Origin of the sequence: Streptomyces telluris (assembly GCF_024519335.1) — a bacterium.
Lineage (GTDB): Bacteria > Actinomycetota > Actinomycetes > Streptomycetales > Streptomycetaceae > Streptomyces > Streptomyces telluris.
In genome coordinates this window covers 1-22,431 of sequence record NZ_JANIID010000054.1, presented here as the reverse complement: position 1 = coordinate 22,431, position 22,431 = coordinate 1, and the positions used below count along the sequence as shown (strand labels likewise).

The 22,431-nt window shown below is 71.1% G+C and carries 27 protein-coding genes; 17 read left to right on the top strand and 10 right to left on the bottom strand.

The genetic code is table 11. The features are described from left to right. Positions 1–102: 102 nt before the first annotated feature. Complete coding sequence (gene pknB / locus NQU55_RS34215) at positions 103–2,142, top strand: Stk1 family PASTA domain-containing Ser/Thr kinase (protein ID WP_168092644.1); 2,040 nt, start codon at positions 103–105, stop codon at positions 2,140–2,142. Positions 2,143–2,174: 32 nt separating this feature from the next. On the opposite strand, the gene NQU55_RS34210 is transcribed toward pknB, so the two are convergent. Next, positions 2,175–2,435, bottom strand: a complete 261-nt coding sequence (locus tag NQU55_RS34210) for a hypothetical protein (protein ID WP_168092643.1) — start codon at positions 2,433–2,435, stop codon at positions 2,175–2,177. A 16-nt stretch (positions 2,436–2,451) separates the two neighbouring features. Here NQU55_RS34210 and NQU55_RS34205 point away from each other — a divergent pair, with 16 nt between their 5' ends. From NQU55_RS34205 to NQU55_RS34190, 4 genes are read left to right on the top strand one after another with little or no spacing between them, the layout of a single operon-like run. Further along, positions 2,452–2,676, top strand: a complete 225-nt coding sequence (locus tag NQU55_RS34205) for a Scr1 family TA system antitoxin-like transcriptional regulator (RefSeq protein WP_168092642.1) — start codon at positions 2,452–2,454, stop codon at positions 2,674–2,676. Between the two features lie 11 nt (positions 2,677–2,687). Continuing rightward, positions 2,688–2,879 (top strand): hypothetical protein, encoded by a 192-nt coding sequence (locus NQU55_RS34200; protein WP_168092641.1) that lies wholly within the window; start codon positions 2,688–2,690, stop codon positions 2,877–2,879. A gap of 11 nt (positions 2,880–2,890) precedes the next feature. After that, complete coding sequence (locus NQU55_RS34195) at positions 2,891–3,082, top strand: hypothetical protein (RefSeq protein WP_168092640.1); 192 nt, start codon at positions 2,891–2,893, stop codon at positions 3,080–3,082. 10 nt (positions 3,083–3,092) lie between these two features. Continuing rightward, a complete protein-coding gene (locus NQU55_RS34190) occupies positions 3,093–3,284 on the top strand; it encodes a hypothetical protein (RefSeq protein WP_168092639.1) in 192 nt (63 codons plus the stop codon). 6 nt (positions 3,285–3,290) lie between these two features. On the opposite strand, the gene NQU55_RS34185 is transcribed toward NQU55_RS34190, so the two are convergent. From NQU55_RS34185 to NQU55_RS34160, 6 genes are all read right to left on the bottom strand, one after another. Continuing rightward, positions 3,291–3,986, bottom strand: a complete 696-nt coding sequence (locus NQU55_RS34185) for a class E sortase (RefSeq protein ID WP_256791737.1) — start codon at positions 3,984–3,986, stop codon at positions 3,291–3,293. A 48-nt stretch (positions 3,987–4,034) separates the two neighbouring features. Beyond that, positions 4,035–4,877, bottom strand: a complete 843-nt coding sequence (locus tag NQU55_RS34180) for a class E sortase (protein ID WP_256791736.1) — start codon at positions 4,875–4,877, stop codon at positions 4,035–4,037. Further along, positions 4,874–5,512, bottom strand: coding sequence for an aminodeoxychorismate/anthranilate synthase component II (locus tag NQU55_RS34175; RefSeq protein ID WP_168092638.1), 639 nt, complete (start codon positions 5,510–5,512; stop codon positions 4,874–4,876). The genes NQU55_RS34180 and NQU55_RS34175 overlap by 4 nt, the downstream gene beginning before the upstream one ends. Beyond that, on the bottom strand, positions 5,509–5,685 hold the full coding sequence (locus NQU55_RS34170; RefSeq protein WP_168092637.1) for a hypothetical protein: 177 nt from the start codon (positions 5,683–5,685) through the stop codon (positions 5,509–5,511). The genes NQU55_RS34175 and NQU55_RS34170 overlap by 4 nt, the downstream gene beginning before the upstream one ends. A gap of 72 nt (positions 5,686–5,757) precedes the next feature. After that, positions 5,758–6,630, bottom strand: coding sequence for a class E sortase (locus NQU55_RS34165; protein ID WP_168092636.1), 873 nt, complete (start codon positions 6,628–6,630; stop codon positions 5,758–5,760). A 42-nt stretch (positions 6,631–6,672) separates the two neighbouring features. Continuing rightward, the gene (locus NQU55_RS34160; protein WP_168092635.1) at positions 6,673–7,437 is read right to left on the bottom strand and encodes a DUF881 domain-containing protein; all 765 of its coding nucleotides are present in this window, start codon (positions 7,435–7,437) and stop codon (positions 6,673–6,675) included. A 154-nt stretch (positions 7,438–7,591) separates the two neighbouring features. On the opposite strand from NQU55_RS34160, the gene crgA reads away from it, so the two are divergent. Continuing rightward, positions 7,592–7,846, top strand: coding sequence for a cell division protein CrgA (gene crgA, locus NQU55_RS34155; protein ID WP_030366859.1), 255 nt, complete (start codon positions 7,592–7,594; stop codon positions 7,844–7,846). A gap of 280 nt (positions 7,847–8,126) precedes the next feature. Here the strand turns inward: crgA and NQU55_RS34150 are convergent, their stop codons facing one another. Both NQU55_RS34150 and NQU55_RS34145 read right to left on the bottom strand, forming a co-directional pair. Continuing rightward, positions 8,127–9,002, bottom strand: a complete 876-nt coding sequence (locus NQU55_RS34150) for a rhomboid family intramembrane serine protease (protein WP_168092634.1) — start codon at positions 9,000–9,002, stop codon at positions 8,127–8,129. A gap of 118 nt (positions 9,003–9,120) precedes the next feature. Then, positions 9,121–9,648: a peptidylprolyl isomerase gene (locus tag NQU55_RS34145; RefSeq protein WP_168092633.1), complete on the bottom strand. Its 528-nt coding sequence runs from the start codon at positions 9,646–9,648 to the stop codon at positions 9,121–9,123. 243 nt (positions 9,649–9,891) lie between these two features. Between NQU55_RS34145 and NQU55_RS34140 the strand changes: the two genes are divergently transcribed. Continuing rightward, complete coding sequence (locus NQU55_RS34140; protein WP_168096058.1) at positions 9,892–10,566, top strand: DUF5324 family protein; 675 nt, start codon at positions 9,892–9,894, stop codon at positions 10,564–10,566. Positions 10,567–10,958: 392 nt separating this feature from the next. Continuing rightward, on the top strand, positions 10,959–11,990 hold the full coding sequence (locus NQU55_RS34135) for a LuxR C-terminal-related transcriptional regulator (RefSeq protein ID WP_168096059.1): 1,032 nt from the start codon (positions 10,959–10,961) through the stop codon (positions 11,988–11,990). Between the two features lie 155 nt (positions 11,991–12,145). On the opposite strand, the gene NQU55_RS34130 is transcribed toward NQU55_RS34135, so the two are convergent. Beyond that, entirely contained in the window at positions 12,146–13,582 is a 1,437-nt protein-coding gene (locus tag NQU55_RS34130; RefSeq protein ID WP_256791735.1) for an MFS transporter, read from the bottom strand. A gap of 75 nt (positions 13,583–13,657) precedes the next feature. Between NQU55_RS34130 and NQU55_RS34125 the strand changes: the two genes are divergently transcribed. From NQU55_RS34125 to metK, 9 genes are all read left to right on the top strand, one after another. Next, positions 13,658–14,212, top strand: a complete 555-nt coding sequence (locus NQU55_RS34125; protein WP_168096060.1) for a winged helix-turn-helix transcriptional regulator — start codon at positions 13,658–13,660, stop codon at positions 14,210–14,212. Positions 14,213–14,479: 267 nt separating this feature from the next. Further along, positions 14,480–14,851 (top strand): carboxymuconolactone decarboxylase family protein, encoded by a 372-nt coding sequence (locus NQU55_RS34120; protein WP_058047339.1) that lies wholly within the window; start codon positions 14,480–14,482, stop codon positions 14,849–14,851. A 100-nt stretch (positions 14,852–14,951) separates the two neighbouring features. Beyond that, entirely contained in the window at positions 14,952–16,808 is a 1,857-nt protein-coding gene (locus tag NQU55_RS34115; protein ID WP_168094945.1) for an FAD/NAD(P)-binding protein, read from the top strand. 39 nt (positions 16,809–16,847) lie between these two features. Further along, a complete protein-coding gene (locus NQU55_RS34110) occupies positions 16,848–18,044 on the top strand; it encodes an acyl-CoA dehydrogenase family protein (RefSeq protein ID WP_168094944.1) in 1,197 nt (398 codons plus the stop codon). After that, positions 18,025–18,447 (top strand): PaaI family thioesterase, encoded by a 423-nt coding sequence (locus NQU55_RS34105; protein ID WP_168094943.1) that lies wholly within the window; start codon positions 18,025–18,027, stop codon positions 18,445–18,447. Before NQU55_RS34110 ends, NQU55_RS34105 begins: the two co-directional genes overlap by 20 nt. Then, the gene (locus tag NQU55_RS34100) at positions 18,444–18,863 is read left to right on the top strand and encodes a PaaI family thioesterase (protein WP_168094942.1); all 420 of its coding nucleotides are present in this window, start codon (positions 18,444–18,446) and stop codon (positions 18,861–18,863) included. Before NQU55_RS34105 ends, NQU55_RS34100 begins: the two co-directional genes overlap by 4 nt. Before the next feature lie 69 nt (positions 18,864–18,932). Further along, positions 18,933–19,931: a methyltransferase gene (locus tag NQU55_RS34095; RefSeq protein WP_168094941.1), complete on the top strand. Its 999-nt coding sequence runs from the start codon at positions 18,933–18,935 to the stop codon at positions 19,929–19,931. 2 nt (positions 19,932–19,933) lie between these two features. After that, a complete protein-coding gene (locus NQU55_RS34090) occupies positions 19,934–21,514 on the top strand; it encodes an AMP-binding protein (RefSeq protein WP_168094940.1) in 1,581 nt (526 codons plus the stop codon). Between the two features lie 53 nt (positions 21,515–21,567). Continuing rightward, positions 21,568–22,431, top strand: an 864-nt coding sequence (gene metK / locus NQU55_RS34085; RefSeq protein ID WP_256791734.1) for a methionine adenosyltransferase, incomplete at its 3' end; no start/stop codon positions are given.

Sequence of the window (22,431 nt, the reverse complement as noted above, 5' to 3'; positions counted from 1 at the left end):
CGTCGCGGCCGGAAGGGGCGCGAGGTGCCGGGTACCGTATGCCGGACAGCACACCGCCGGACGTAGTGAAGGTGCGGTCAGGAAAACGGAAGGGCTGGAGCTATGGAAGAGCCGCGTCGCCTCGGCGGCCGGTACGAGCTGGGCTCGGTGCTCGGCCGCGGTGGCATGGCCGAGGTCTACCTCGCCCACGACACCCGGCTCGGCCGCACCGTCGCCGTGAAGACGCTGCGGGTGGACCTCGCCCGCGACCCGTCCTTCCAGGCCCGGTTCCGCCGTGAGGCCCAGTCGGCCGCCTCGCTCAACCACCCGTCGATCGTCGCCGTCTACGACACCGGCGAGGACTACGTCGACGGCGTCTCGATCCCGTACATCGTCATGGAGTACGTGGACGGGTCGACGCTGCGCGAGCTGCTGCACTCCGGGCGGAAGCTGCTGCCCGAGCGGTCGCTGGAGATGACCATCGGCGTCCTGCAGGCGCTGGAGTACTCCCACCGGGCCGGCATCGTCCACCGCGACATCAAGCCGGCCAACGTCATGCTGACCCGCACCGGCCAGGTCAAGGTCATGGACTTCGGCATCGCCCGCGCGATGGGCGACTCCGGCATGACCATGACGCAGACCGCGGCCGTGATCGGCACCGCCCAGTACCTCTCCCCGGAGCAGGCCAAGGGCGAGCAGGTCGACGCGCGCTCGGACCTCTACTCGACCGGCTGCCTGCTCTACGAGCTGCTGGCCGTGCGCCCGCCGTTCATCGGCGACTCGCCCGTGGCCGTCGCCTACCAGCACGTCCGGGAAGAGCCGAACCCGCCGAGCGTCCACGACCCCGAGATCACGCCCGAGATGGACGCCATCGTCCTCAAGGCGCTGGCCAAGGACCCGGACTACCGCTACCAGTCAGCGGACGAGATGCGCGCCGACATCGAGGCGGCCCTGGAGGGCCAGCCCGTCGCCGCCACGGCCACCATGGGCGCCGTCGGCTACGGCGCGGACGCCCCGACGGCCATGCTCCGCCCCCAGGCACCGCCGCAGGGCCCGGGCCAGACCTCCATGCTGCCGCCCGTCCGCGACGACGACGGCGGGTACGGCGGCTACGACGACGGCAACGGCCGGCGGCGCGGCGGAGGCGGCGGCGGCAAGAAGAGCAACCTGTCGACGATCCTGCTGATCGTCGCGGGCGTGCTGGTGCTGGTCGGTGCGATCTTCATCGGCAAGTCGCTCTTCAGCGGCAGCGGCAACGCCTCCAAGGTGTCGGTGCCCAACCTCGTCGGGCAGTCGCTGAAGGACGCCCAGCAGCAGGGCGTCAACGGCGACTTCAAGGTCGTCGAGAACGGCAAGGAGACCTGCGAGCAGCCCAAGGGCAAGATCTGCAGCCAGGACCCGACGGGCGGCGGCAAGATCGACCGCGGCGGCGAGGTCAAGGTCAAGGTGTCCGAGGGCGCGGCCAAGGTCGAGGTCCCCGACGTCACCGAGAAGCAGCTGGAGAACGCCCGGCAGATCCTGGAGTCCAAGGGCTTCCAGGTCAGCACCAAGACCAAGGTGACCGACGGCGTCACCGCGGGCACGGTCCTCTCGCAGAACCCCAAGGGCGACACCAAGGCCGAGAAGGGCTCCGAGGTCACCCTGACCGTCGCGGAGTCCAAGCCGACCAAGACGGTGCCGTCCGTGGTGGGCCAGAACGTCGAGGCGGCGAAGAAGCAGCTGCAGGACAACGGCTTCAAGGTCACGGTGAACGAGGAGGACGCCCCCGGGCAGGCTCCGGGCACCGTCACCAAGCAGAGCCCCGACGGCAACACCCAGGCCGCCCAGGGCTCCACCGTCACCCTGACCGTGGCCAAGGGCTCGCAGAACGTCGCCGTCCCGGGCGTGCTGACGCACAAGCTCAAGGACGCCAAGAAGGAGATCGAGGGCGCGGGCCTGAAGGTCGGCAACATCATGGGCCCGCAGGACGACAACGCCGTCGTGCAGACCACGAACCCGATGCCCGGCACCCAGGTCGCCAAGGGTTCCCCGGTCGACGTGACGACCACGGCGGGCCTCCCGGGCGGTGACACGGGCACCCCCGGCACCCCCGGCGGTGACCAGGGCACCACCGGCGACACCGGCTTCATCGGAGGCGGCTTCATCGGCGGCCGCCGCCACTGACGCCTCAGCCCTCACCACGGCCCCGCCCCGGCTCACCCCGGGACGGGGCCGTTCTGCATGCCCCGACGCTTCAGACACGGCTGCCGTCGAGCGGAAGGCTGGCCCAGATCCGGGTCCCCTCGCTGGTCGACCCGGGCTTGCTGATGCCCCAGGTCCCCCCGGCACTCGTGCACGACGGCAGCGAGGAGCAGCAGGGTGCGCTTGCGGCATGCGGTGCAGTGGGCGGCCTGGCGGGGGTCGGAGTGGGCGTGGTGGGCGTCCCGCAGCGCGCCGTCGCACCACCGGTATGTCACCGTACGAGTCCTCCCCGTGGCCAGCGGCGCGTTTCCGGGCTCGGGGCAGACCCTGGTGTACGCCGAGGGGGCCGTACCGGAACTCGACACAGTGCAGGTCGACTGCACACACGGCCCGGAATTCCTCTATGGCGAGGCGCAGCTGCCCAAGTACCGTGATCAGTTGGACTGCATGGACCAGCTCGCCTTGGATCCCGAAGCGTCACGCCGGTTCATCCGCGATATCGCCAGCCAAATTTGAGGAACCCCTCAATGCCCGACATCACCTGGGAAGACCCGTACTGCGCCGAGGCCAGTGCCTGCTTCCGCATAGGCACCGACACCGCGGGGAACGCCTACATCGCCGTATCCGGCGCCGAGAGCCACTACGTCACCGATACCCGCGACGCCCTGCGCGCCCTGATCAACGACATCAAGGCTGGCAAAGCCGACCACCTCTTGTGAAAGGGCACCCAATGCCGGACATCACCTGGGAAGAGCTCCACTGCGGTGAGGGAAGCGCCTGCTTCCGCATAGGCACCGACACCGCCGGGAACGCCTACATCGCCGTCAGCGGCGCCGAGGACCACTACGTCATCGATACCCGCGACGCCCTGCGCGCGCTGATCCGCGACATCAAGGCCGGCAAAGCCGACCACCTCTTGTGAAAGAGCGCCCATGCCGGACATCGCCTGGGAAGGGCCCTACTGCGGTGAAGGAGCGAACTGCTTCCGCATAGGCACCGACACCGCGGGGAACGCCTACATCGCCGTCAGCGGGGCCGAGAACCACTACGTCACCGACACCCACGACGCCCTGCGCGCGCTGATCCGCGACATCAAGGCCGGCAAAGCCGACCACCTGCTCTGACGTGGGTCAACCGCGCAACTCGCGCGGCTTCGTGCGGGCCGCGTCGACCTTTTCCGTGCGTTCCAGTTCCGCCCAGACGATGTAGCGGTAGTCGGAGGTGTAGACCGGCGTGCAGGTCGTCAGGGTCAGGTAGCGGCCCGGCTTGGTGGCGCCGGACTCCTTCGGGACCGGGTCGAGGACCTGGACGTTGTACTTCGAGGTCTCCTTCAGCTCCGCGTAGACCTTGTAGACGTACCAGACGTCGCGCGTCTCGAAGACGACCCGGTCGCCGGTCCTCACCTTGTCGATGTTGTGGAACTTCGCGCCGTGCCCGTCCCGGTGGGCGGCGAGGGTGAAGTTGCCCTTGTCGTCCCAGGGCATGGCGGCCTTCACCGGGGAGCGATAGAAGCCGGCGACGCCTTCGTTGAGGACGTCGGTGGCGGTGCCGCTCTTGACGAGGACCTCGCCGTTCTTCATGGCGGGCACGTGCAGGAAGCCGATGCCGTCCTTGGTGTCGAGGGCGCCGGGACCGGACGGAGCCTTCGCCCAGCGGTCGCGCACCGCGTGGCCCTGGCGCTTGGCCTCGCGGTCGGCGAGGACGTTCGTCCACCACAGGGAGTAGACGACGAAGAGGGCCATGACCACGCCCGCCGTGATCAGCAGTTCGCCGATGACGCTCACGGCGACGGCGAGGCGCCCCCGTCCCCGGTCTGTCCGTGCCACAGACGTTCGTCCCCCGCTTCGCAGTTCTCCGCGCGTTTCCCGCGTGTCTCAGTTGACGAGCGCATCCGGCTTTCCCTTGCTCCGGGGCCGCTCGTCGACCATCTTGCCCCACACGATCAGGCGGTAGGTACTGGTGAACTCGGGGGTGCAGGTGGTGAGGGTGATGTAGCGGCCGGGGCCGCGGAAGCCGGAGCCGGCGGGGACAGGGGCGATGACCCCGACGTTCGCGGGTGGCGTCTGCTCCAGACGGGTCGTCATCTCATAGGTGTAGAAGGCGCTGCGCGTCTCCACCACGATCTTGTCGCCGGGCTTCAGGCGGTTGACGTAGCGGAACGGTTCGCCATGGGTGTTGCGGTGGCCCGCGAGGGCGAAGTTGCCCTTCTCGTCCCACGGCATCGCGGTCTTGAGGGGGCCTTCCCCGTAGTGGCCGACCATGCCGCGGTCGAGGATCTTCTGCTTGCCGACGCCCTCGGCGATGGGGGCCTTCACGTCCAGCGCGGGGATGTAGATGATCGCGAAGCCCTCGCCGGGCGAGAACGCCCCGGCGTCGCGGTCGGCGCCCTGCCCCTCCTCGTCCCAGCGGCTCTGCAGGTGGTGGGCGGCGCCGCCGGCCTGCTGCAGGGCGCGGACGTTCGTCCACCACAGCTGGTAGGCCACGAACAGCAGCATCACCAGGCCGGCGGTGATGAACAGCTCGCCCGTGAAACGGCACAGCAGCACGCCCAGGCTGCCCCTGCGCGCCCGCCGGGCCGCATGCCGCCGCGCGGCACGCCCCCCGGTCCGTACGGGCCGGGGGGCCGTCTGGGACGGCACCTCCACCCGGCGCAGCTCCATGGTCGCCCGGTCCTCGGGCGGCAGGGGCTGCGATACGACCCGCGGGGGCGTGGTCACGCCCCGGCCTTGCCCACCACCGGGGCCAGGCCCGCCGATCGCTCCACCGCCGTGGTGTCACCGCAGGCGACCAGCCAGTTGGCGAGCATCCGGTGGCCCCACTCGGTGAGCACGGACTCGGGGTGGAACTGCACCCCCTCGACCGGCAGGTCGCGGTGGCGCAGGCCCATCGCGATGCCCGACTCGGTCCAGGCGGTGATCTCCAGCTCGTCCGGCCAGCGCTCGCGCTCGACGGCCAGGGAGTGGTAGCGGGTGGCGGTGAAGGGCGAGGGGAGGCCCTGGAAGACGCCCGCGCCCTCGTGCGTCACCAGCGATGTCTTGCCGTGCAGCAGCTCGGGCGCCCGCCCGACCACGCCGCCGTACGCGACGGCCATGGACTGCATCCCCAGGCAGACCCCGAAGACGGGGATGCCGTGCTGCGCGCAGTGCCGCACCATGTCGATGCACACGCCGGCCTGTTCCGGGGCTCCCGGCCCGGGGGACAGCAGGACGCCGTCGAAGCCGTCCTGGGCGTGGCCGAGCTCGACCTCGTCATTGCGCCGCACCTCGCACTCGGCGCCTAGCTGGTAGAGGTACTGGACGAGGTTGAAGACGAAGCTGTCGTAGTTGTCCACGACGAGGATGCGCGCACTCACTGGTTGACCGCCATTCCGTTGTCGACCGTCACGTCGTTGAACGGCAGCAGCGGTTCCGCCCAGGGGAAGACGTACTGGAAGAGGGCGTAGACGACCGCCAGTACGAGAACCAGCGAGATCAGTGTCCGCACCCACGCGTTGCCCGGCAGATGCCGCCAGATCCAGCCGTACATGCCGTCCCCACTTGCCGATGACGTAGTCGAAATTGCAGCACCAGACTAAGGGGCGGGCGGGGCCCGAGGGGGTCAGCCGGACAAAGCCCCGGGTCGGCCCCGCGCCGCGGGCGAAGTCGCGTCGAGGCGGGCCCAGACGATCAGCCGGTGGCTGTGGCCCCACTCCGGTTCGCAGGTGGTGAGGGTCAGGTAGCGGCCGGGCCCGCGGAAGCCGGAGCCGGCGGGGACGGGGTCGATGACGCCGGTGTCGTCGGGCCGGGTGCGGTACGGGCGGCCGTCGACGCGGTACGTGAACCACGTCGTGCCGTCGCCCACCACCACGGCGTCGCCCGGGCGCAGCTCGTCGAGGTCCTTGAACGGGTCGCCGTAGGTGCGGCGGTGGCCGGCGACCGCGAAGTTGCCGGTCTCTCCGGGGCGCGCCGTCCGCTCGTAGTGGCCCAGGCCCTTCTTGAGGAGGCCGGTGCCCGTGCCTTCCAGGACGGGTTTGGCCCAGCCGGCGCCGAAGCGGGGGATGTACATGACGGCGAAGGCCTCGCCGGGGCGGGCGGGGGCGGTCCGCTGCCGCGCGGGCGCGGCCTGCCCCCCACCCGTGCCCTCATCCGTGCCCCCGCCCCCGCCCGTGCCCGTGCCCGGCGCGGGTTGCGGAAGGGACGGCGGCGGGGGCTGCGCGGAGGGCGCTGCGGGCTTGTCAGGCGCCCGGCCCGCCTCCCCGGGCCGCTCGGCGGGCTCTCCGGGCGGCTCTCCCGCCACGGGCGCCTCAGGGGCCCCGGCCGTGACCGCGGCGCCGCTCGACCAGCGGTCCTGGAGGCGGCTGAGCTCCCGGTCCATGGCGCTGTCGGCGCGCACGCCCGTCCAGTAGAGGACGTAGACGACGAAGAGGACGAGCAGGGTGCCGGTGGTGACGCACAGTTCGCTGAGGGTGCGGACGACGGTCCTGGGCCTCACCGCGGGCCCCCTCCCGGGTCGTGGCGTCACCCACCACAGGGGTCACGCCAGGGGCTTGGCGTAGTGGAGGTCCACTGTGCCCGAGTACCCGGGAAGAGTCACCGCGTCGTGCTGGTCGACTTTCCAGCCGAGCCCGTAGGCGTTCACGTACTGGAGGTAGTTCTGGATCGCGGGGGAGGAGTCGACCGCCTTGCGCAGCGCGCCGCGGTCGCCGACGGCCGTCACCTTGTACGGCGGGGAGTAGACGCGGCCCTGGAGGATCAGGGTGTTGCCGACGCAGCGGACGGCGCTGGTGGAGATCAGCCGCTGGTCCATGACCTGGATGCCCTTGGCGCCGCCCTTCCAGAGGGCGTTGACGACGGCCTGGAGGTCCTGCTGATGAATGACCAGGTCGTTGGGCTGCGGCTGCGGCACGCCGGGGATCCTGGCCGTGGCGTTGGGCGGGGCGTCGGTGAGCGTGACGGTCAGGCCGGGGCCGCTGATCGGCGTGGTGCCGGCGGCCGCCTCCAGGGCGGCCAGCTTCTTGTTCCGGGCGGCGGTGCCGCCGTCGCCGCGCCGGGCGAGGGCGTCCACCTGCTCGCGGGCGGCCGCGGCGCTCTCGTCCAGACCGGCGTTTTTGCGGCTGCGCTCCTGGATGAGGTCGGAGAGCCGGAGCATGGAGTCGTCGGTGCGGATGTTGGTTCCGTGGGCGGTGTTGAAGCTCATCCAGAAGATGAGTCCGGCCAGCGCGAAGACGGCCCCGGTCAGCAGCCGGACGGGCTTGAAGCGCCGGGACGGCCTGCTGGTGGAGTCCGCAGAATTACTCAACGTACCCTTATCCTCTCCGGCGCCACGGAAGCACTACGCTAACGGACGCCCGGGGAAAGGTGGCGTTCCCGCCGCTCGCCGCCTCGGACCAGCCCTTTGTACGTTTCCCTTGTTCCCAGCGCGGTCACGCAGCGCATCGACAGGAGAGTTCCTCGTGCCGAAGTCACGGATCCGCAAGAAGGACGACTTCACGCCGCCGCCGGCGAAGCAGCAGACCATCAAGCTCAGCAGTGGGCGGGGCTGGGTGGCGCCGCTGATGCTGGCGATGTTCCTGATCGGGCTGGCCTGGATCGTCATCTTCTATGTGACCAGCGGTGACATGCCCATCGAGTCCCTCCACAACTGGAACATTGTGGTCGGTTTCGGCTTTATCGCAGCGGGGTTCGTAGTCTCCACACAGTGGAAGTAGCAAGCCTTCCGGGGAGCCTTCCGAGGAGTTATCCACACCCTCGTCCACAGTGGGGAAAAACTCAGAAGATCTGTGGATAACTTCCCCGGGGTTGACGCCGGTGTGACTGGTCGGCGGCGCGGGGTACCCCGGGGCGCCCCCGCCCACCAGCGGAAACGCAGCTGTGTGCACGGACGGACACGTGTTCCCCACGCCGTGCACAAGATTCTGTACTCGCTGTGGACAACCCACCGCCCGGTCAGCCGGGAACACGGTGGGCCCGGCCCGGCGACCAGGGAGCTCAGCCCGGGAACACGGTGAGCGCGGGCAGCGTCGCCGTCCGCACGACCACCGCGGCGACGATCACCAGCAGCGTCAGGCCGCAGGTCAGCCCCTGCACCAGCGTCCGCTTCTCCTGGGGTGCGTGCACCATCCCGTAGGCCACGGCGGTGCCCACCACCAGGCCGCCGATGTGGGCCTCCCAGGCGATGTTGCTCCAGGTGAAGGTGAAGATCAGGTTGAGCACGAGCAGCGCCACGACCGGGCGCATGTCGTAGTTGAGCCGGCGCATCAGCACCGCCGTCGCGCCCAGCAGGCCGAAGATCGCCCCGGACGCGCCGAGCGAGGGCTGGCGGGGGTCGGCGACGACGAAGGTCAGCGCGGCGCCGCCCAGACCGGACAGCAGGTACAGCGCCAGATATCGGGCCCGGCCCAGCGCCGCCTCCAGCGGGGGACCGATCCACCACAGCGAGAGCATGTTGAAGGCGATGTGCATCGGCGCCTGGTGCAGGAACATCGACGTCAGCAGGCGGTACCACTGGCCTTCCGCGACGCCCTGGGCCTCGCCGCCGAGCACGGCGCGGCCGAACAGCTCCAGATCGTCGAGCAGGCTGTCGCCGGTGGCCATGACCGCGATCCACAGGGCGACGTTGAGCCCCAGGAGGACCTTGGTGACCAGCCGGGGGTCGGCCGTGTGGGTGCCGCCCGCGAGCGTGCGCGGGGCGGTGGCCCGCGGGGAGTGCCCGGTGCCGGAGCCGCCGGCGACGCAGGCCGGGCACTGGAACCCGACCGAGGCGCTCACCATGCACTCCGGGCAGATGGGCCGCTCGCAGCGGGTGCAGCGGATGCCCGTCTCCCGGTCGGGATGCCGGTAACAGCCGACGGCCTGGTCGTTCATGCGTTCCCCTTGCGCCTGTGGTGGGCGGGCCTGTCCGGGACGCGCGGCCCCGCCCGTCATACGGACGAGCGGGGCGCCGGGTTCCCTCGGGGCGTGACGAGGGAGAGGGAGTCCGTCGTCAGCGGGTCTCGATGACGACCGACTCGATGACCACGTCGTTCACCGGACGGTCGGTGCGCGGGTTGGTGTCGGTGGTGGCGATGGCGTCGACGACCTTCTTGCCGGCGTCGGTGGTGACCTCGCCGAAGATGGTGTGCTTGCCGGTCAGCCAGGTGGTGGGCGACACGGTGATGAAGAACTGCGAGCCGTTGGTGCCCGGGCCGGCGTTGGCCATGGCCAGCAGGTAGGGCTTGGTGAAGGCCAGGTCCGGGTGGAACTCGTCCGCGAACTTGTAGCCCGGGCCGCCGGTGCCGTTGCCCAGCGGGTCACCGCCCTGGATCATGAAGCCCTCGATGACGCGGTGGAAGACCGTGCCGTCGTACAGCTTGTCCGTGGACTTGACGCCCGTCTCCGGGTTGATCCACTCGCGCTCGCCCGTGGCGAGCTCGACGAAGTTCTTGACCGTCTTCGGGGCGTGGTCCGGCAGGAGCCGGATCTCGATGTCGCCCCGGTTGGTCTTCAGGGTGGCGTAAAGCTGCTCGGCCACGATCTACCTTCCATAGTCTTCACTGACGGCTACCGATCCTCGCACGGACGGGATCGCGGCGAGTAGCGGGCAAACGCCCGCGCGCCGCGCCGAACCGTGGCATGGTCGAGCCGGGTCCCCACCCCGCTCCGTCCCCCGATGACCCGGATGCCCGCCCGCACGTGCCGGACCGCCCGTCCCCAGGCATGATTTTTCACTGGGTGGAAAGGCGACAAAACATACGCCACCGAGGAGGAGGTTCTCGTGACCCGCAAGGACAGCGTGCGCGCCGCGACCAGCACGGCGAAGGACAGCGTCCGGCACGCCGCGGAAGTGGTGGCGCCCTATGCCGGCACCGCGAAGGACGCCGCCGTGCACTATGCGCACGAGGCCCGGACCCGGCTGGCGCCCAAGGTCGCGGAAGCCGCGCACCAGGCCGCGCACCAGGCCCGCTGCCAGTACGACGCACATCTGCACCCGCGGATCGAGCAGGCGCGCGACGCCCTGCCCCCGAAGATCGACCAGGCCGCCGTGCGGGCCCGCACGGCCGTCGAGCCGGTCCGGGACGAGGCCGTCGCCCGCAGCGCCGCCGCCTTCGCCGCGCTGCGCGGACAGGTCAGCCCCCAGGAGATCGAGAAGCTGGTCGCCCGGCGGGACCGGCGGTGCCGGGCGGGGCGGGCGTTCCGGCGCCTCGCCGTGGTCGCCGTGATCGCCGGCGGTGCGTACGCCGCCTGGAAGTGGTGGGACCGGCAGGCCAACCCGGACTGGCTGGTCGAGCCGCCCGAGGCCACCGAGGTGCGCGACCGCCCGCCGCTGAGCTCGGTGGACGGCACGGGCCCCGCGGCCTCCTCCTCACCGCTCGACCCCGAGGTCCAGGCCAAGCAGGCCGAGGCCGAGTCCTCCTCCGACAACGGTGGGGCGGACGACCGGCCGTTCTGACGACCGGCCGTTCCGACGGCGGCCGTTCCGACGGCGGCCGGCCGACAGACCGGCACCGGCACCGGCACCGGCACCGGCACCGGCACCGGCACCGGCACCGGCAGACCGTAAATGCACCGAGGCCCCCGGGCCGCGCTTTCCGCGCGGCCCGGGGGCCTCGTCGTTTTCCGGGCCCGGGGTTATCCGGAAAAGAGCGCCCGCAAACAAGTTGTCGTGTGCAATAGATTACAGGTAATTCTTTGGAAAAGCGCCCGGTGATTGGGGTTGATTTAACCGGATTGCCCGCCCGTTCTCACATCTAAGCTGCGAAGACCGGCCCTGCTGACTCCCGAGTTCTCCTGTTTCTCCACTCTCCGCCCTTTTGCGGCACACATAAACAGAGAGGTGCTGACATGGACACATTGGTCAAAGAACGCACAGCCGCCGGCCCCGGGTCGATAGAGCTGACATCCGCCGAGCTGGTCACCTACCGGCACATCGCCCGGCAGGGTCTCGTACGCATCGACGAGCTGATGTCCGGCGCCCACGGCGACGTCAGCGTTCCGGCCGTGGACAAGCTCATCGCCACCGGCCTGGTGCGGCGGCTGGGAGCCGACTGCCTGGCCGCCGTCGACCCCGCCCGCGTGTCGGACCGGCTCCTCGGGCAGTGGGAAGAGCGGGTGGAGAACGCCCGGCTGGGCCTGCAGTGGATGCGCGGGCAGATGGCCGAGCTCGGTCTCATCTACGCCACCCAGCAGCAGGCGCTGCAGGGCCCCCACCTGGAGCGCATCGAATCGCACGAGGAGGTGGTCCGGGCCCTTGAGCGGTACGCCGACGACTGCCGCGAGGAGGTCCTGTCCGCCCGGCCGGGCGGCGCCCACCCCGACGCGGAGCTGATCGAGGCCCGCTACCGCTACCAGCAGCTGCTCGGACGCGGCGTGCAGTTGCGCGCCCTCTACCAGTACTCCGCGCGCTTCCACCCGCCGACGGTGCGGCACACGGAGGAGGCCATCGGCGCGGGCGTCGAGGTCAGGACGGTCACCGGGGACCTGGCCCGCTTCGTCATCTTCGACCGCGAGGTGCTCGTCGTACCGCTGCGCAGCAGCCCGGGCGGAGCGCTCGTGGTCCGGGACGCCGACCTCATCGCCTTCGCCGCCGAGATGTTCAACGCGGCCTGGTCGACCGGGGAACCCATCGACAAACCGCGCGAGAGGACGTTCGTCCAGGACCTGGCGAACCAGACGAAGCGCTCCATCCTCCAGCACCTGATCGACGGCGCGGACGACCGGACGACCGCGCGCGCCCTGGGCATCTCGGTGCGCACCTGTCAGCGCCACGTCTCCGACATCATGCAGCAGCTCGGCGCCTCCAGCCGGCTCCAACTGGGCTTCCTCCTACGGGAGCAGGAGCTGCTGAGCGGACGAAGTCCGGTCTCCACCATGTGAACGACGCGACACCGACGACCCGACACCGACGACCGGACATCAACGATCGGACGCCGACGACCCGGCACCGACGACCGGAAGCCGCGGAACGGTCCCGGCCGCGCGGAGGTCCGCACGGCCGGGACCACCGGGCCCTCCGCCGGGCCCGGGGTTCCTCACACCGACTCCGGCACCTGCGGCCCCGGGGCCGGTACGGCGGCGCCCGCCGGCTCCGTCCGCTCGCGGCACAGGGCGACGAGGACGGCTCCGGCGATCGCCAGGCAGCCGGAGACGACCGCGGCCCAGCTCATGCCGGTGCTCATCTCGTGGGCGGCTCCCCCGCCGCGCGGGGCGAGCGCCAGGATCGCGGCGACCAGCGCGACGCCCAGGGAGGAACCCAGGTAGCGCGAGGCGTTGTTCGCCGCGGAGCCGACCGCCACGCGGTGGGCGGGCACGCTCCGTACGGCCAGCCCGGCGAGTGCCGCGTTGACCACGCCGCTGCCGAGGCCCGCCAGCACGAGGCCGGGCACGAACCGCCACCACGAGGAGTCCTCGCCGATGCCGGCCAGGGCGAGCTCGCCGATCCCGCACAGGGCCAGGCCCGCGGCGACCTGCTGGCGGTCGCCGACGCGGGCGACGAACCGGCGGGCCTGCGGCGCGGCCACGAAGGACAGGCCGGACCAGAACGCGAGCAGGCCGGCGCTGCCCAGGGGGCTGAGCCCCTGCATGCTCTGCGCCGCGGTCGGCACGTACGTCATCAGTCCGATCACGCCCATGCCGGTCACCAGCGCGCCGACGACCGAGGCGACGAACGCGGGGCGCTTGAAGAAGGCCGGCTCCAGCATGGGCTCCGCGACGCGCTTCTCGATCAGCACGAAGCCGGCCAGCAGGACGACCGCGGCGACCAGGAAGACCAGGACGTGGGGCCGGCCCCAGCCGCCCCGGCCCTCGGTGAGCCCCGCGATCAGCAGCGTGATGCCCGCGCCGAGGGTGAGCGCCCCGGCGAGGTCGAAGGCGCGCTTGTGCGCGCTGCGGGACTCCTCCAGCGAGCGGGCGGCCCAGAGCATGACCAGCGCGGCCAGCACCGCGAGGACCCAGTACGTGACCCGCCAGTCGGTGGCCCGGCCCAGCAGCGCGGAGAACACCGGGCCGATGGCGATGCCGCCGCCCACCATCGCTCCCCACAGGCCGGTGGCCCGGGCCCGCTCGGGTCCGGGGGCGAAGGCGTGGGCGAGGAGGCCGAGGCTGGAGGCAAGGAGCGCGGCGCTGGCCGCGCCCTGGACGATGCGGCCGAGGACGAACACCGGCGTGACGGGCGCGACGGCGCACACCACGGTGGAGACCACCAGCAGCGCCCCGCCGGTCACGAACATCCGCTTGCGGCCGTAGTCGTCGGCGAGGGTCCCCGCCACCATCAGGCACGCCGCGAGGCCGACGCTGATGCTGCCCAGGATCCAGGTCTGCCCCGAGGGCCCGGAGCCGAGCGCCGCTCTGACGGTCTGCACGGTCGACACGGGGGCGGTGAAGTTGATGAGCACGAGCAGGGTGGCCACGCACGAGATCGCGAGAGTCGAACGGGCGGAGGACCGGCGCTCGACCGGTTCGGTCGTCACTACTACCCCCAGGAGATCGGTGGAGTTCAGTCATTGAACCACATAGTTCAGTGACTGCACCGCTAGACTTTCGTCATGGCATTGGGACGTGGCTACGCAGACCAGGACTGTTCGCTGGCCCGGGCACTCGAAGTGGTCGGGGAACGGTGGACGCTCCTGGTGCTCCGCGACTGCTTCTACGGAGTGCGGCGCTTCGGCGACTTCCACGCCCACCTCGGCATCCCGCGCGCCGTGCTCGCCGACCGCCTCAAGGCCCTCGCGGCGGTGGGCGTCGTCGAGCGCCGCCCCCACACCACGGGCGTCGAGGTCGACTACGTCCTCACCGACCGCGGGCTCGACCTCTGGCCGATCGTGTTCTCCCTGGCACAGTGGGGCGAGCGCTGGCTCGCCCCGGAGGGCTCGCGCCGGCTCTTCAGCCACGCCGCGTGCGGCACGGACATCGGCTCCGGCGGCGCGTGTCCCGCGTGCGGCACCGTCCCCCCGCCCGCCGACCTCCTCATCCGCCAAGGCCCCGGCGCCGACGCGACGTTGCGCGACGACCGGGTCAGCACGGCCCTGCGCCGCGGCCCCCACCGCCTCCTGACCGACTTGTTCCCGGCCCCGGCGCACACGGCCCCGTCCGGCTCCTGAACAGGGCGGTCGTCCGGCTCCTGAACAGGGCGGTCGTCCGGTTCCCGGGCCGGTCCGGCCACCCGGCCGGGCGATACATGTCCCATGCACCCGTCTTGTGACTCTCCTGTTTACGACAGTCGCAATCACGACGCCCCCGGAAGCTGTCGCAGCGGAACGGCCCGCTGGCAGGGTCTCTCCCAGGGAGCGCTCCGGCAGCTCCCCGCAGGGACGTGCCGTCCCGCAGAGGCGCGGCGGCAGTTCACGTAATTCATGGGGGAATGACGCATGCCTGGATCCGAGTGGGCGGCCGGCGACGCGCTGCGACGCGAGGTCCTGGGAAACACCTATGTCGACGGCGTGTCCGACACGTGGGCGGGAGCGGCCGAGCTGCAGGACCTGGTCGTACGCCTCGCCTGGGGGACCGTCTGGCAACGGCCCGCGTTCGACCGGAAGTTCCGGAGCCTGCTCACCGTCGCCATCCTCACGGCGATGAACCGCAAGCACGAGCTGGAGCTCCACATCGGCGGCGCGCTGCGCAACGGGTGCACGGTCGACGAACTCGTCGAGGTCGCCCTCCAGTGCGCCGTGTACTGCGGGTTTCCCGCCGCGATCGACACCGTGCGGTCGATCAAGCAGATCAGCGACGCGATGTCCTGACCAGCGGACCTGGCAAAGCCGCCCCTGACTGGGAAGACCTCAACGGAGTCCCACTGTGAAACCTAGGGCAGTGCACACGGTCACGGTTGGCATAGTCGGCGTGGGCCCTCGCGGATTGTCCGTCCTGGAGCGCATCGTCGAGAACGCGCGTGACCGTACCGGCGATTCTCTTGTCATCCATCTCTTCGAACCCAGGAACTTCGGTTCCGGTGACGTCTGGCGGACCGATCAGTCCCCCGACCTCATCATGAACATCGTCGCCTCCCAGATCACCGCCTTCGCGGACGACACCGTGAAGATGTCCGGGCCGGTCCGCAAGGGCCCGAGCCTGTACGAGTGGTCGACGCGGCTGGCGGCGGGAGACATCCCCGGGGACCACCCCGAGGCCGTCCTGGCCGAGGCCCGGGAGGTCCACGAGAACAGTTACTGCCGCAGGTCCTTCTACGGGCACTACCTCGAATGGGCCTACGGCGAGATCCTGCGCAACCGCCCGGACACCATCGCCGTCCACGAGCACCGGGGAAAGGTCGTCTCGGTGACCGACACCGAGACCGGCGGCCAGCTCGTGACCACGGACACCGGGCAGTCGGCCGAGGTCGGCCAGCTCGTGCTGGCCACGGGCCACGGGGCGGTGCACCCGTCCGCCGACGAGGAGACCCTGCGGGGCTTCGCCGCGGCGACGGGCGGCCTCTTCCTCCCGCCCGCCAACCCCGCCGACGCCGACCTGAGCGGCATCGCCCCCGGTCAGCAGGTACTCGTCCGCGGCCTCGGACTGTCCTTCTTCGACTACATGTCCCTGCTCACCCAGGGCCGCGGCGGCACGTACGCGCGGACCGGCGACGGGCTGGTGTACCGGCCCTCCGGCCGCGAGCCGCACATCGTCTGCGGCTCCCGCCGGGGCGTGCCTCTGCACGGCAGGGCGGACAACGAGAAGGGCGACCTGCGCTACGAGCCGAAGGTCCTCACCGAGGAGCACATCGACAAGCTGCGCTCGAACGCCGGGCCGTCCGGGGCCCTCGACTTCCGGCGCGACTGCTGGCCGCTGATCGCCAAGGAAGTCGAGACCGTCTACTACCGGCGCCTGGTGGCGATCAGGGAGTCGGAGGAGGTCGCGGACGAATTCGGCGCGCTCTACAGCCTGCTCCCCTGGTCCTGCGACTCCGAGCGCACCGTCCTGCGCAAGTTCGACGTCCCGGAGGAGCAGTACTGGGACTGGGCCCGGGTGGCCCGGCCGTGGACCGACGGCGACGTCGCGTCCTCCCGCGCCTGGACCGGCTTCCTGCGGTCCTACCTGATGGACGACATCGCCGAGGCGCGCAGGGGAAACCTCAGCAGCCCCGTGAAGACCGCCCTGGACGTCCTGCGCGACATCCGCAACGAGATGCGCTACGTGATGAACAACGGCGGCATCGAGGGGCGTTCGTACCAGGACGACGTCGAGGGCTGGTTCAACTCCCTGCACGCGTTCCTCTCCCTCGGCCCGCCCTGGAGCCGGATCGAGGAGCTCGTGGCGCTGATGGACGCCGGCGTGGTCGAGGTCGCCGGTCCCGGCTTCACCGTGGACCGCGACCACGAGCGCGGCGTCTTCACCGGCCGCTCGGCCGTCCCCGGTGACGTCCGCACGGGCACCGTCCTCATCGACGCCCGGCTGCCGAAGGTGGACCTCGCCCGGACGAACAACTCGATCCTCGTCCACCTCAAGAAGCACCAGCAGGTGAAGCACTTCACGGTGCAGACCGCATCGGCCGGCGAGTACATCACCGGCGGCGTGGCCGTCACCGAGCGGCCCTTCCGCGTCATCCGGAGCGACGGGTCGGTCCACCCGCGGCGCTACGTGTTCGGCGTGCCGACGGAAGGGGCGAACTGGGTCACCGAGACCGGCATCCGCCCCAACGTCAACTCCATCACCGTGGGCGACAGCGACTCCATCGCACGGGCCGTGCTCGGCCTTTCCTGAGGACACCTGACACAAGCCCGACACCAGAAAGAAGTCATCATGAGTCCGCATTCCGTCGCGGAACTGGACCCCGTGGACATCCTCGCGGTCGACGACGAGCTCGGCGAGACCGAGCGGGACATCAGGGACACCGTGCGGGCCTTCGCCCGGACCGAGCTGGCCCCCCACGTCGCCGAATGGTTCGAGGCCGACACCATGCCGCGCGAGGTCGTCAAACACCTCGGCGCCCTGGGGCTGCTCGGCATGCACCTCGACGGCTACGGCTGCGCGGGCACCGGCGCCACGGCGTACGGGGTGGCCTGCCGGGAGCTGGAGGCCGTCGACTCGGGGCTGCGCTCCTTCGTCTCCACCCAGGGCTCGCTGGCCATGTACGCCCTCCACCGCTGGGGCTCGGAGGAGCAGAAGCAGCGGTGGCTGCCGGCCATGGCCGCGGGCGAGGCCGTCGGCTGCTTCGGCCTGACGGAGCCGGACGCCGGCTCGGACCCGAGCGCCATGCGCACCCGCGCCCGCCGCGACGGCGACGACTGGGTGCTCGACGGCTCAAAGATGTGGATCACCAACAGCCCGTTCGCCGACGTGGCCGTGGTGTGGGCGCAGACCGACCCCGAGCGGGGCGCGAAGGGCATCCGCGGCTTCGTCGTCCCGGCCGGCACGCCCGGCTTCACCGTCAACAAGATCACCCGCAAGCTGTCGCTGCGCGTCTCGGTGACCGGCGAACTCGTCCTCGACGGCGTGCGTCTGCCCGCCGACGCCGTCCTGCCGGGCGCTGCGGGCCTCTCCGGGCCGCTGAGCTGTCTGGGCGAGGCCCGCTTCGGGATCGTCTGGGGCGCGGTGGGCGCCGCCCGCGCCTGCTACGAGACGGCCCTGGAGTACGCGGGACAGCGCGAGCAGTTCGGCCGTCCCCTGGCCGGTTTCCAGCTCACCCAGCGGAAGCTGTCGGAGATGGCCGTACAGGTCGCCCAGGCGTCCCTGCTGGCCGCCCGGCTCGGCCGGCTCAAGGACGCCGGCCGCCTGGACCCCGCGCAGATCAGCGTGGGCAAGCTCGCCAACGTGCGCGCGGCCCTCGACGTCGCCCGCAGCGCTCGGACGATCCTGGGCGGCAACGGGATCACCCTGGAGTACCCGGTCTTCCGGCACATGGTGAACCTGGAGACGGTGCTCACCTACGAGGGCACCGAGGAGATGCACCTGCTCTCCATCGGCAAGGCGGTGACCGGTGTCCAGGCCTTCCGCTGACACGCCGCCGCACGAGAGCGCCTTCGTCGCGGCGGCCGGGCTGGTCGTCACCGAAGTGAGCCCCACCCGCGTCCGCGGCCACATCGAGCTCGGACCGGACCACCACACCCCGTGGGGCATCGTCAACGGCGGCGTCTACACCACCGCCGTCGAGAGCGCGGCCTCCCACGGGGCGTCGGCGGCCGCCGGCCCCGGCCGGCACGCCGTGGCCGTGCACGTCTCCACCGACCTGCTGCGCTCGCGGACCGAAGGCCGGGCCGAGGTCGTCGCCGAGGCCGTGCACCAGGGCCGTACGCAGCAGATCTGGGTCGTCACCGTCTCCGACGGACAGCCCCTCGCCCGCGGCCAGGTGCGGCTGCAGAACACCGGCACCGGCACCGGCACGGGACAGGAGCAGTCATGACCGCATTCCCCGCCCTGGGCCTCGACACCGCGAGCCGCTTCCTCGTGGCGCTGGGCCTGGAGTTCGACGAGGTCGCGGGCGACGGCGTCCGCGGCCGCATCGCACTCGGCCCGCAGCACCACAACCCGTGGGGCGTCGTGCACGGCGGCATCCACAGCACCGTCGTCGAACGGGCGGCCAGCGTCGGCGCCTCGAAGGCCGTTGCGGACCGCGGCCTCTTCGCCGTGGGCGTGCACAACGCCACGGACGTGTTCGTCACGACGACCGGCGGCCCCGCCCTCGTCACCGCACGCCCGGTGTTCCAGGGCGACCTCCAGCAGGTGTGGTCCGTGGAGATCACGGCCGGCGGCGGCACCGGCCCCCTCCTGGCCCGCGGACAACTGCGGCTGCAGAACGTCCCGAAGCGGGCCTCGTAGACGGCCCGCCCCTTTAAAAGACGCGCCTCTTTAAAAGAGAAGCACCCCTGTACCCCGAAAGGCCATGCAATGACTGCGTCACCGTCCCGCAAGGTTCTGGACCTGATGATCGGCTACTGGGCCTCGCAGAGTGTCTACGTGGCCACCAAGCTGGGCCTCCCCGAGCACATCGAGAACGGCCTCACCACCAGCCGCGAGCTCGCCGAGGCCACCGGCTCCCACGAGCGCTCGCTGTTCCAACTCATGCGCTTCCTCACCGGCCTCGGCATCCTGCAGGGCGACGACGAGACCGGCTTCTCGCTCACCCCGGCCGGAGAGCTCCTCAAGGAGGACGCGCCCGACTCCCTGCGCGACCTCACCCTGATGTACGGCGAGGAGTTCTACGAGACCTGGGGGAACCTGCTCCACAACGTCAAGACGGGGCAGCCCGCCTTCGAGGCCACCTTCGGCGCCCCGATGTACCCGTACTTCACCGCCAACCAGGAGTCCGCGCGCCGGTTCGACGGCACCATGGCCGGCGGCGCGTTCTTCCGCGACCTGCCGCAGGTCTTCGACTTCTCCTCGGCGCGCACCGTCGTCGACATCGCGGGCGGCACCGGCGCCCTGCTCTCCGAGGTCCTCAAGGCCGCCCCCCACGTCGAGGGCGTGCTCTTCGACCAGGCGCACGTCATCGAGGCCGCGAAGGCCGCCATGGCGGACCGCGGGCTCACGGACCGCGTCTCCTACGTCGAGGGCGACTACACCGCCTCGCTCCCCACCGGCGGCGACGTCTACCTCTGGTCGCGCATCCTGCACAGCCGCTCCGACGAGTCCTGCATCGACCTGCTCAAGCGCTGCCACGACGCCATGAACCCGGACGGCACCGTCGTCGTGCTGGAGCGCACGATCCCGCCGACCGGCGAATCCTCCCTCGGGCTCTGGTTCGACCTGCAGATGATGGTCCTCGTCGGCGGCACCGAGCGCAGCGAGCAGGAGTACGCGGACCTGTTCGCGGAGTCCGGCCTCGTCCTGCACTCCGTCCTCCCGCTCTCCCTGGACATGTTCGCCATCGTCGCGAGGCGCGCGTGACGATGCCGGCGGCTGCGGCCGGCGCACCGGGGCACGCCTTCACCGAGCTGACGCCGGTCTCCTTCCTGCGCCGCGCCGCCGCCGTGTTCGCCGACCGGCCCGCCGTCGTCGACGGCGACTTCCGCTGCACGTACGCGGAGCTGTGGGACCGCTCCCAGCGGCTGGCGGGACTGCTCGCGGAGAACGGCGTCCGGCCGGGCGACCGGGTGTGCGTCCTCGCCCCGAACACCCACCTGACGCTCGAAGCGCACTACGGGGTGCCCCTGGCCGGTGCGGTGCTCGTCGCCCTCAACACCCGGCTGGCCCCCGCCGAGATCGCCTACATCCTCGAACACAGCGGCGCCCGCCTGGTGCTGACCGACACCGAGCTCCTGCCCCGCCTGGAGAACGCGCTCGGCCTGCTCGCCGAGCGGCCGGCCGTCATCGCATCGGACCACTACGACGAGGCCGTCGCCGCAGCCGCGCCACACCGGGTCGAGGTCACCGACGAGCGCGGGCTGCTGTCCGTCAACTACACCAGCGGCACCACCGGGCGCCCGAAGGGAGTGATGTACCACCACCGCGGCGCCTACCTCAATGCACTGGCCATGGCCTTCCACACCCGGATGGACCCGGCCTCGCGCTACCTGTGGACGCTGCCCATGTTCCACACCAACGGATGGTGTTTCCCCTGGGCGGTCACCGCGGCGGGCGGCGTGCACCACTGCCTGCGCAAGGTCGACCCGGCCGAGGTCTGGCGGGCGCTGCGGTCCGACGGCGTCACCCACCTCTGCGCCGCCCCGACCGTCCTGACCATGCTCGCCGACCACCCGGACGCGGCCCCCGTCCCGCACCCCGTACGGGTCTTCGCGGGCGGCGCACCGCCCCGGCCGGCGCTGCTGGCGCGGATGACCGGACTGGGCGTGGACGTCACGCACTTCTACGGGCTCACCGAGACGTTCGGCAACGCGCTGCTCGGCATCCAGCAGCCCGAGTGGGCCGCCCTCGCCCCCGAGGACCGGGTCCGCAAGGCCGGCCGGCAGGGCGTCGCCAACGTCGTCGGGGAACCCGCGCGCGTCGTCGGCCGCGACGGCCACGACGTCCCCGCCGACGGCGAGACGATCGGCGAGATCCTCCTCCGCGGCAACAACGTCATGCTCGGCTACTACCGCGACGAGCAGGCCACCGCGAAGGCCTCGGCCGGGGGCTGGTTCCGCACCGGGGACCTCGCCGTCCACCACCCCGACGGCTACGTCGAGATCCGCGACCGCGCCAAGGACGTCATCATCTCCGGCGGCGAGAACATCACCTCGGTGGAGGTCGAGAACGCCCTGACCGCGCACCCCGAGGTGGCCGAAGCGGCGGTGGTGGCGGGCCCGCACGCGGTCTGGGGCGAAGTCCCCGTCGCCTTCGTCTCCCGCCGCCCCGGAGGCTCCGTCGGCGAAGAGGAGCTCATCGCCTTCGTGCGCGCCCGGCTCGCCCGGTTCAAGGCGCCGCACCGGATCGTCTTCGGGCGGCTCCCCACGACGTCGACGGGCAAATTGCAGAAGAACCTGCTGCGCGAACGGGCCTCGGCGCTCCCCGCCGACCGTGAACCCGAGTGAGCCGCCCGCATTACCGACCCTGAATCCGAGCAATTCGAGCAAAGGATGAGTGGATGTCCCGCCGCCTGTTCACTTCGGAGTCCGTGACCGAGGGCCACCCCGACAAGATCGCCGACCAGATCAGCGACACGATCCTCGACGCCCTCCTGAAAGAGGACCCGGGCTCCCGGGTAGCCGTGGAAACGCTCCTCACCACCGGCCTGGTCCACATAGCCGGCGAGGTGACCACGAGGGCCTACGCCGACATCCCCGCCCTGGTCCGGCAGAAGATCCTCGACATCGGATACGACTCGTCCCGGAAGGGCTTCGACGGTTCGTCGTGCGGTGTGTCGGTGTCCATCGGCGCGCAGTCGCCGGACATCGCCCAGGGTGTCGACGCGGCCTACGAGGCGCGCGTGGAGGGGGATGAGGACGAGCTGGACCGCCAGGGTGCGGGCGACCAGGGCCTGATGTTCGGCTACGCCTGCGACGAGACGCCCGAGCTCATGCCGCTGCCGATCCACCTGGCCCACCGGCTCTCCCGGCGCCTGTCGGAGGTCCGCAAGAACGGGACCATCCCCTACCTGCGTCCCGACGGCAAGACGCAGGTGACGATCGAGTACGACGGTGACAAGGCCGCGCGTCTGGACACGGTGGTCGTCTCCTCGCAGCATGCCGCGGACGTCGACCTGGAGACCCTCCTGGCCCCGGACGTCCGCAAGTTCGTCGTCGAGCACGTCCTCAAGGAACTCGTCGAGGACGGCATCAAGCTCGACACCGACAGCTACCGCCTCCTGGTGAACCCCACGGGCCGTTTCGAGATCGGCGGCCCGATGGGCGACGCGGGCCTGACCGGCCGGAAGATCATCATCGACACGTACGGCGGCATGGCCCGTCACGGCGGCGGTGCCTTCTCGGGCAAGGACCCGTCCAAGGTC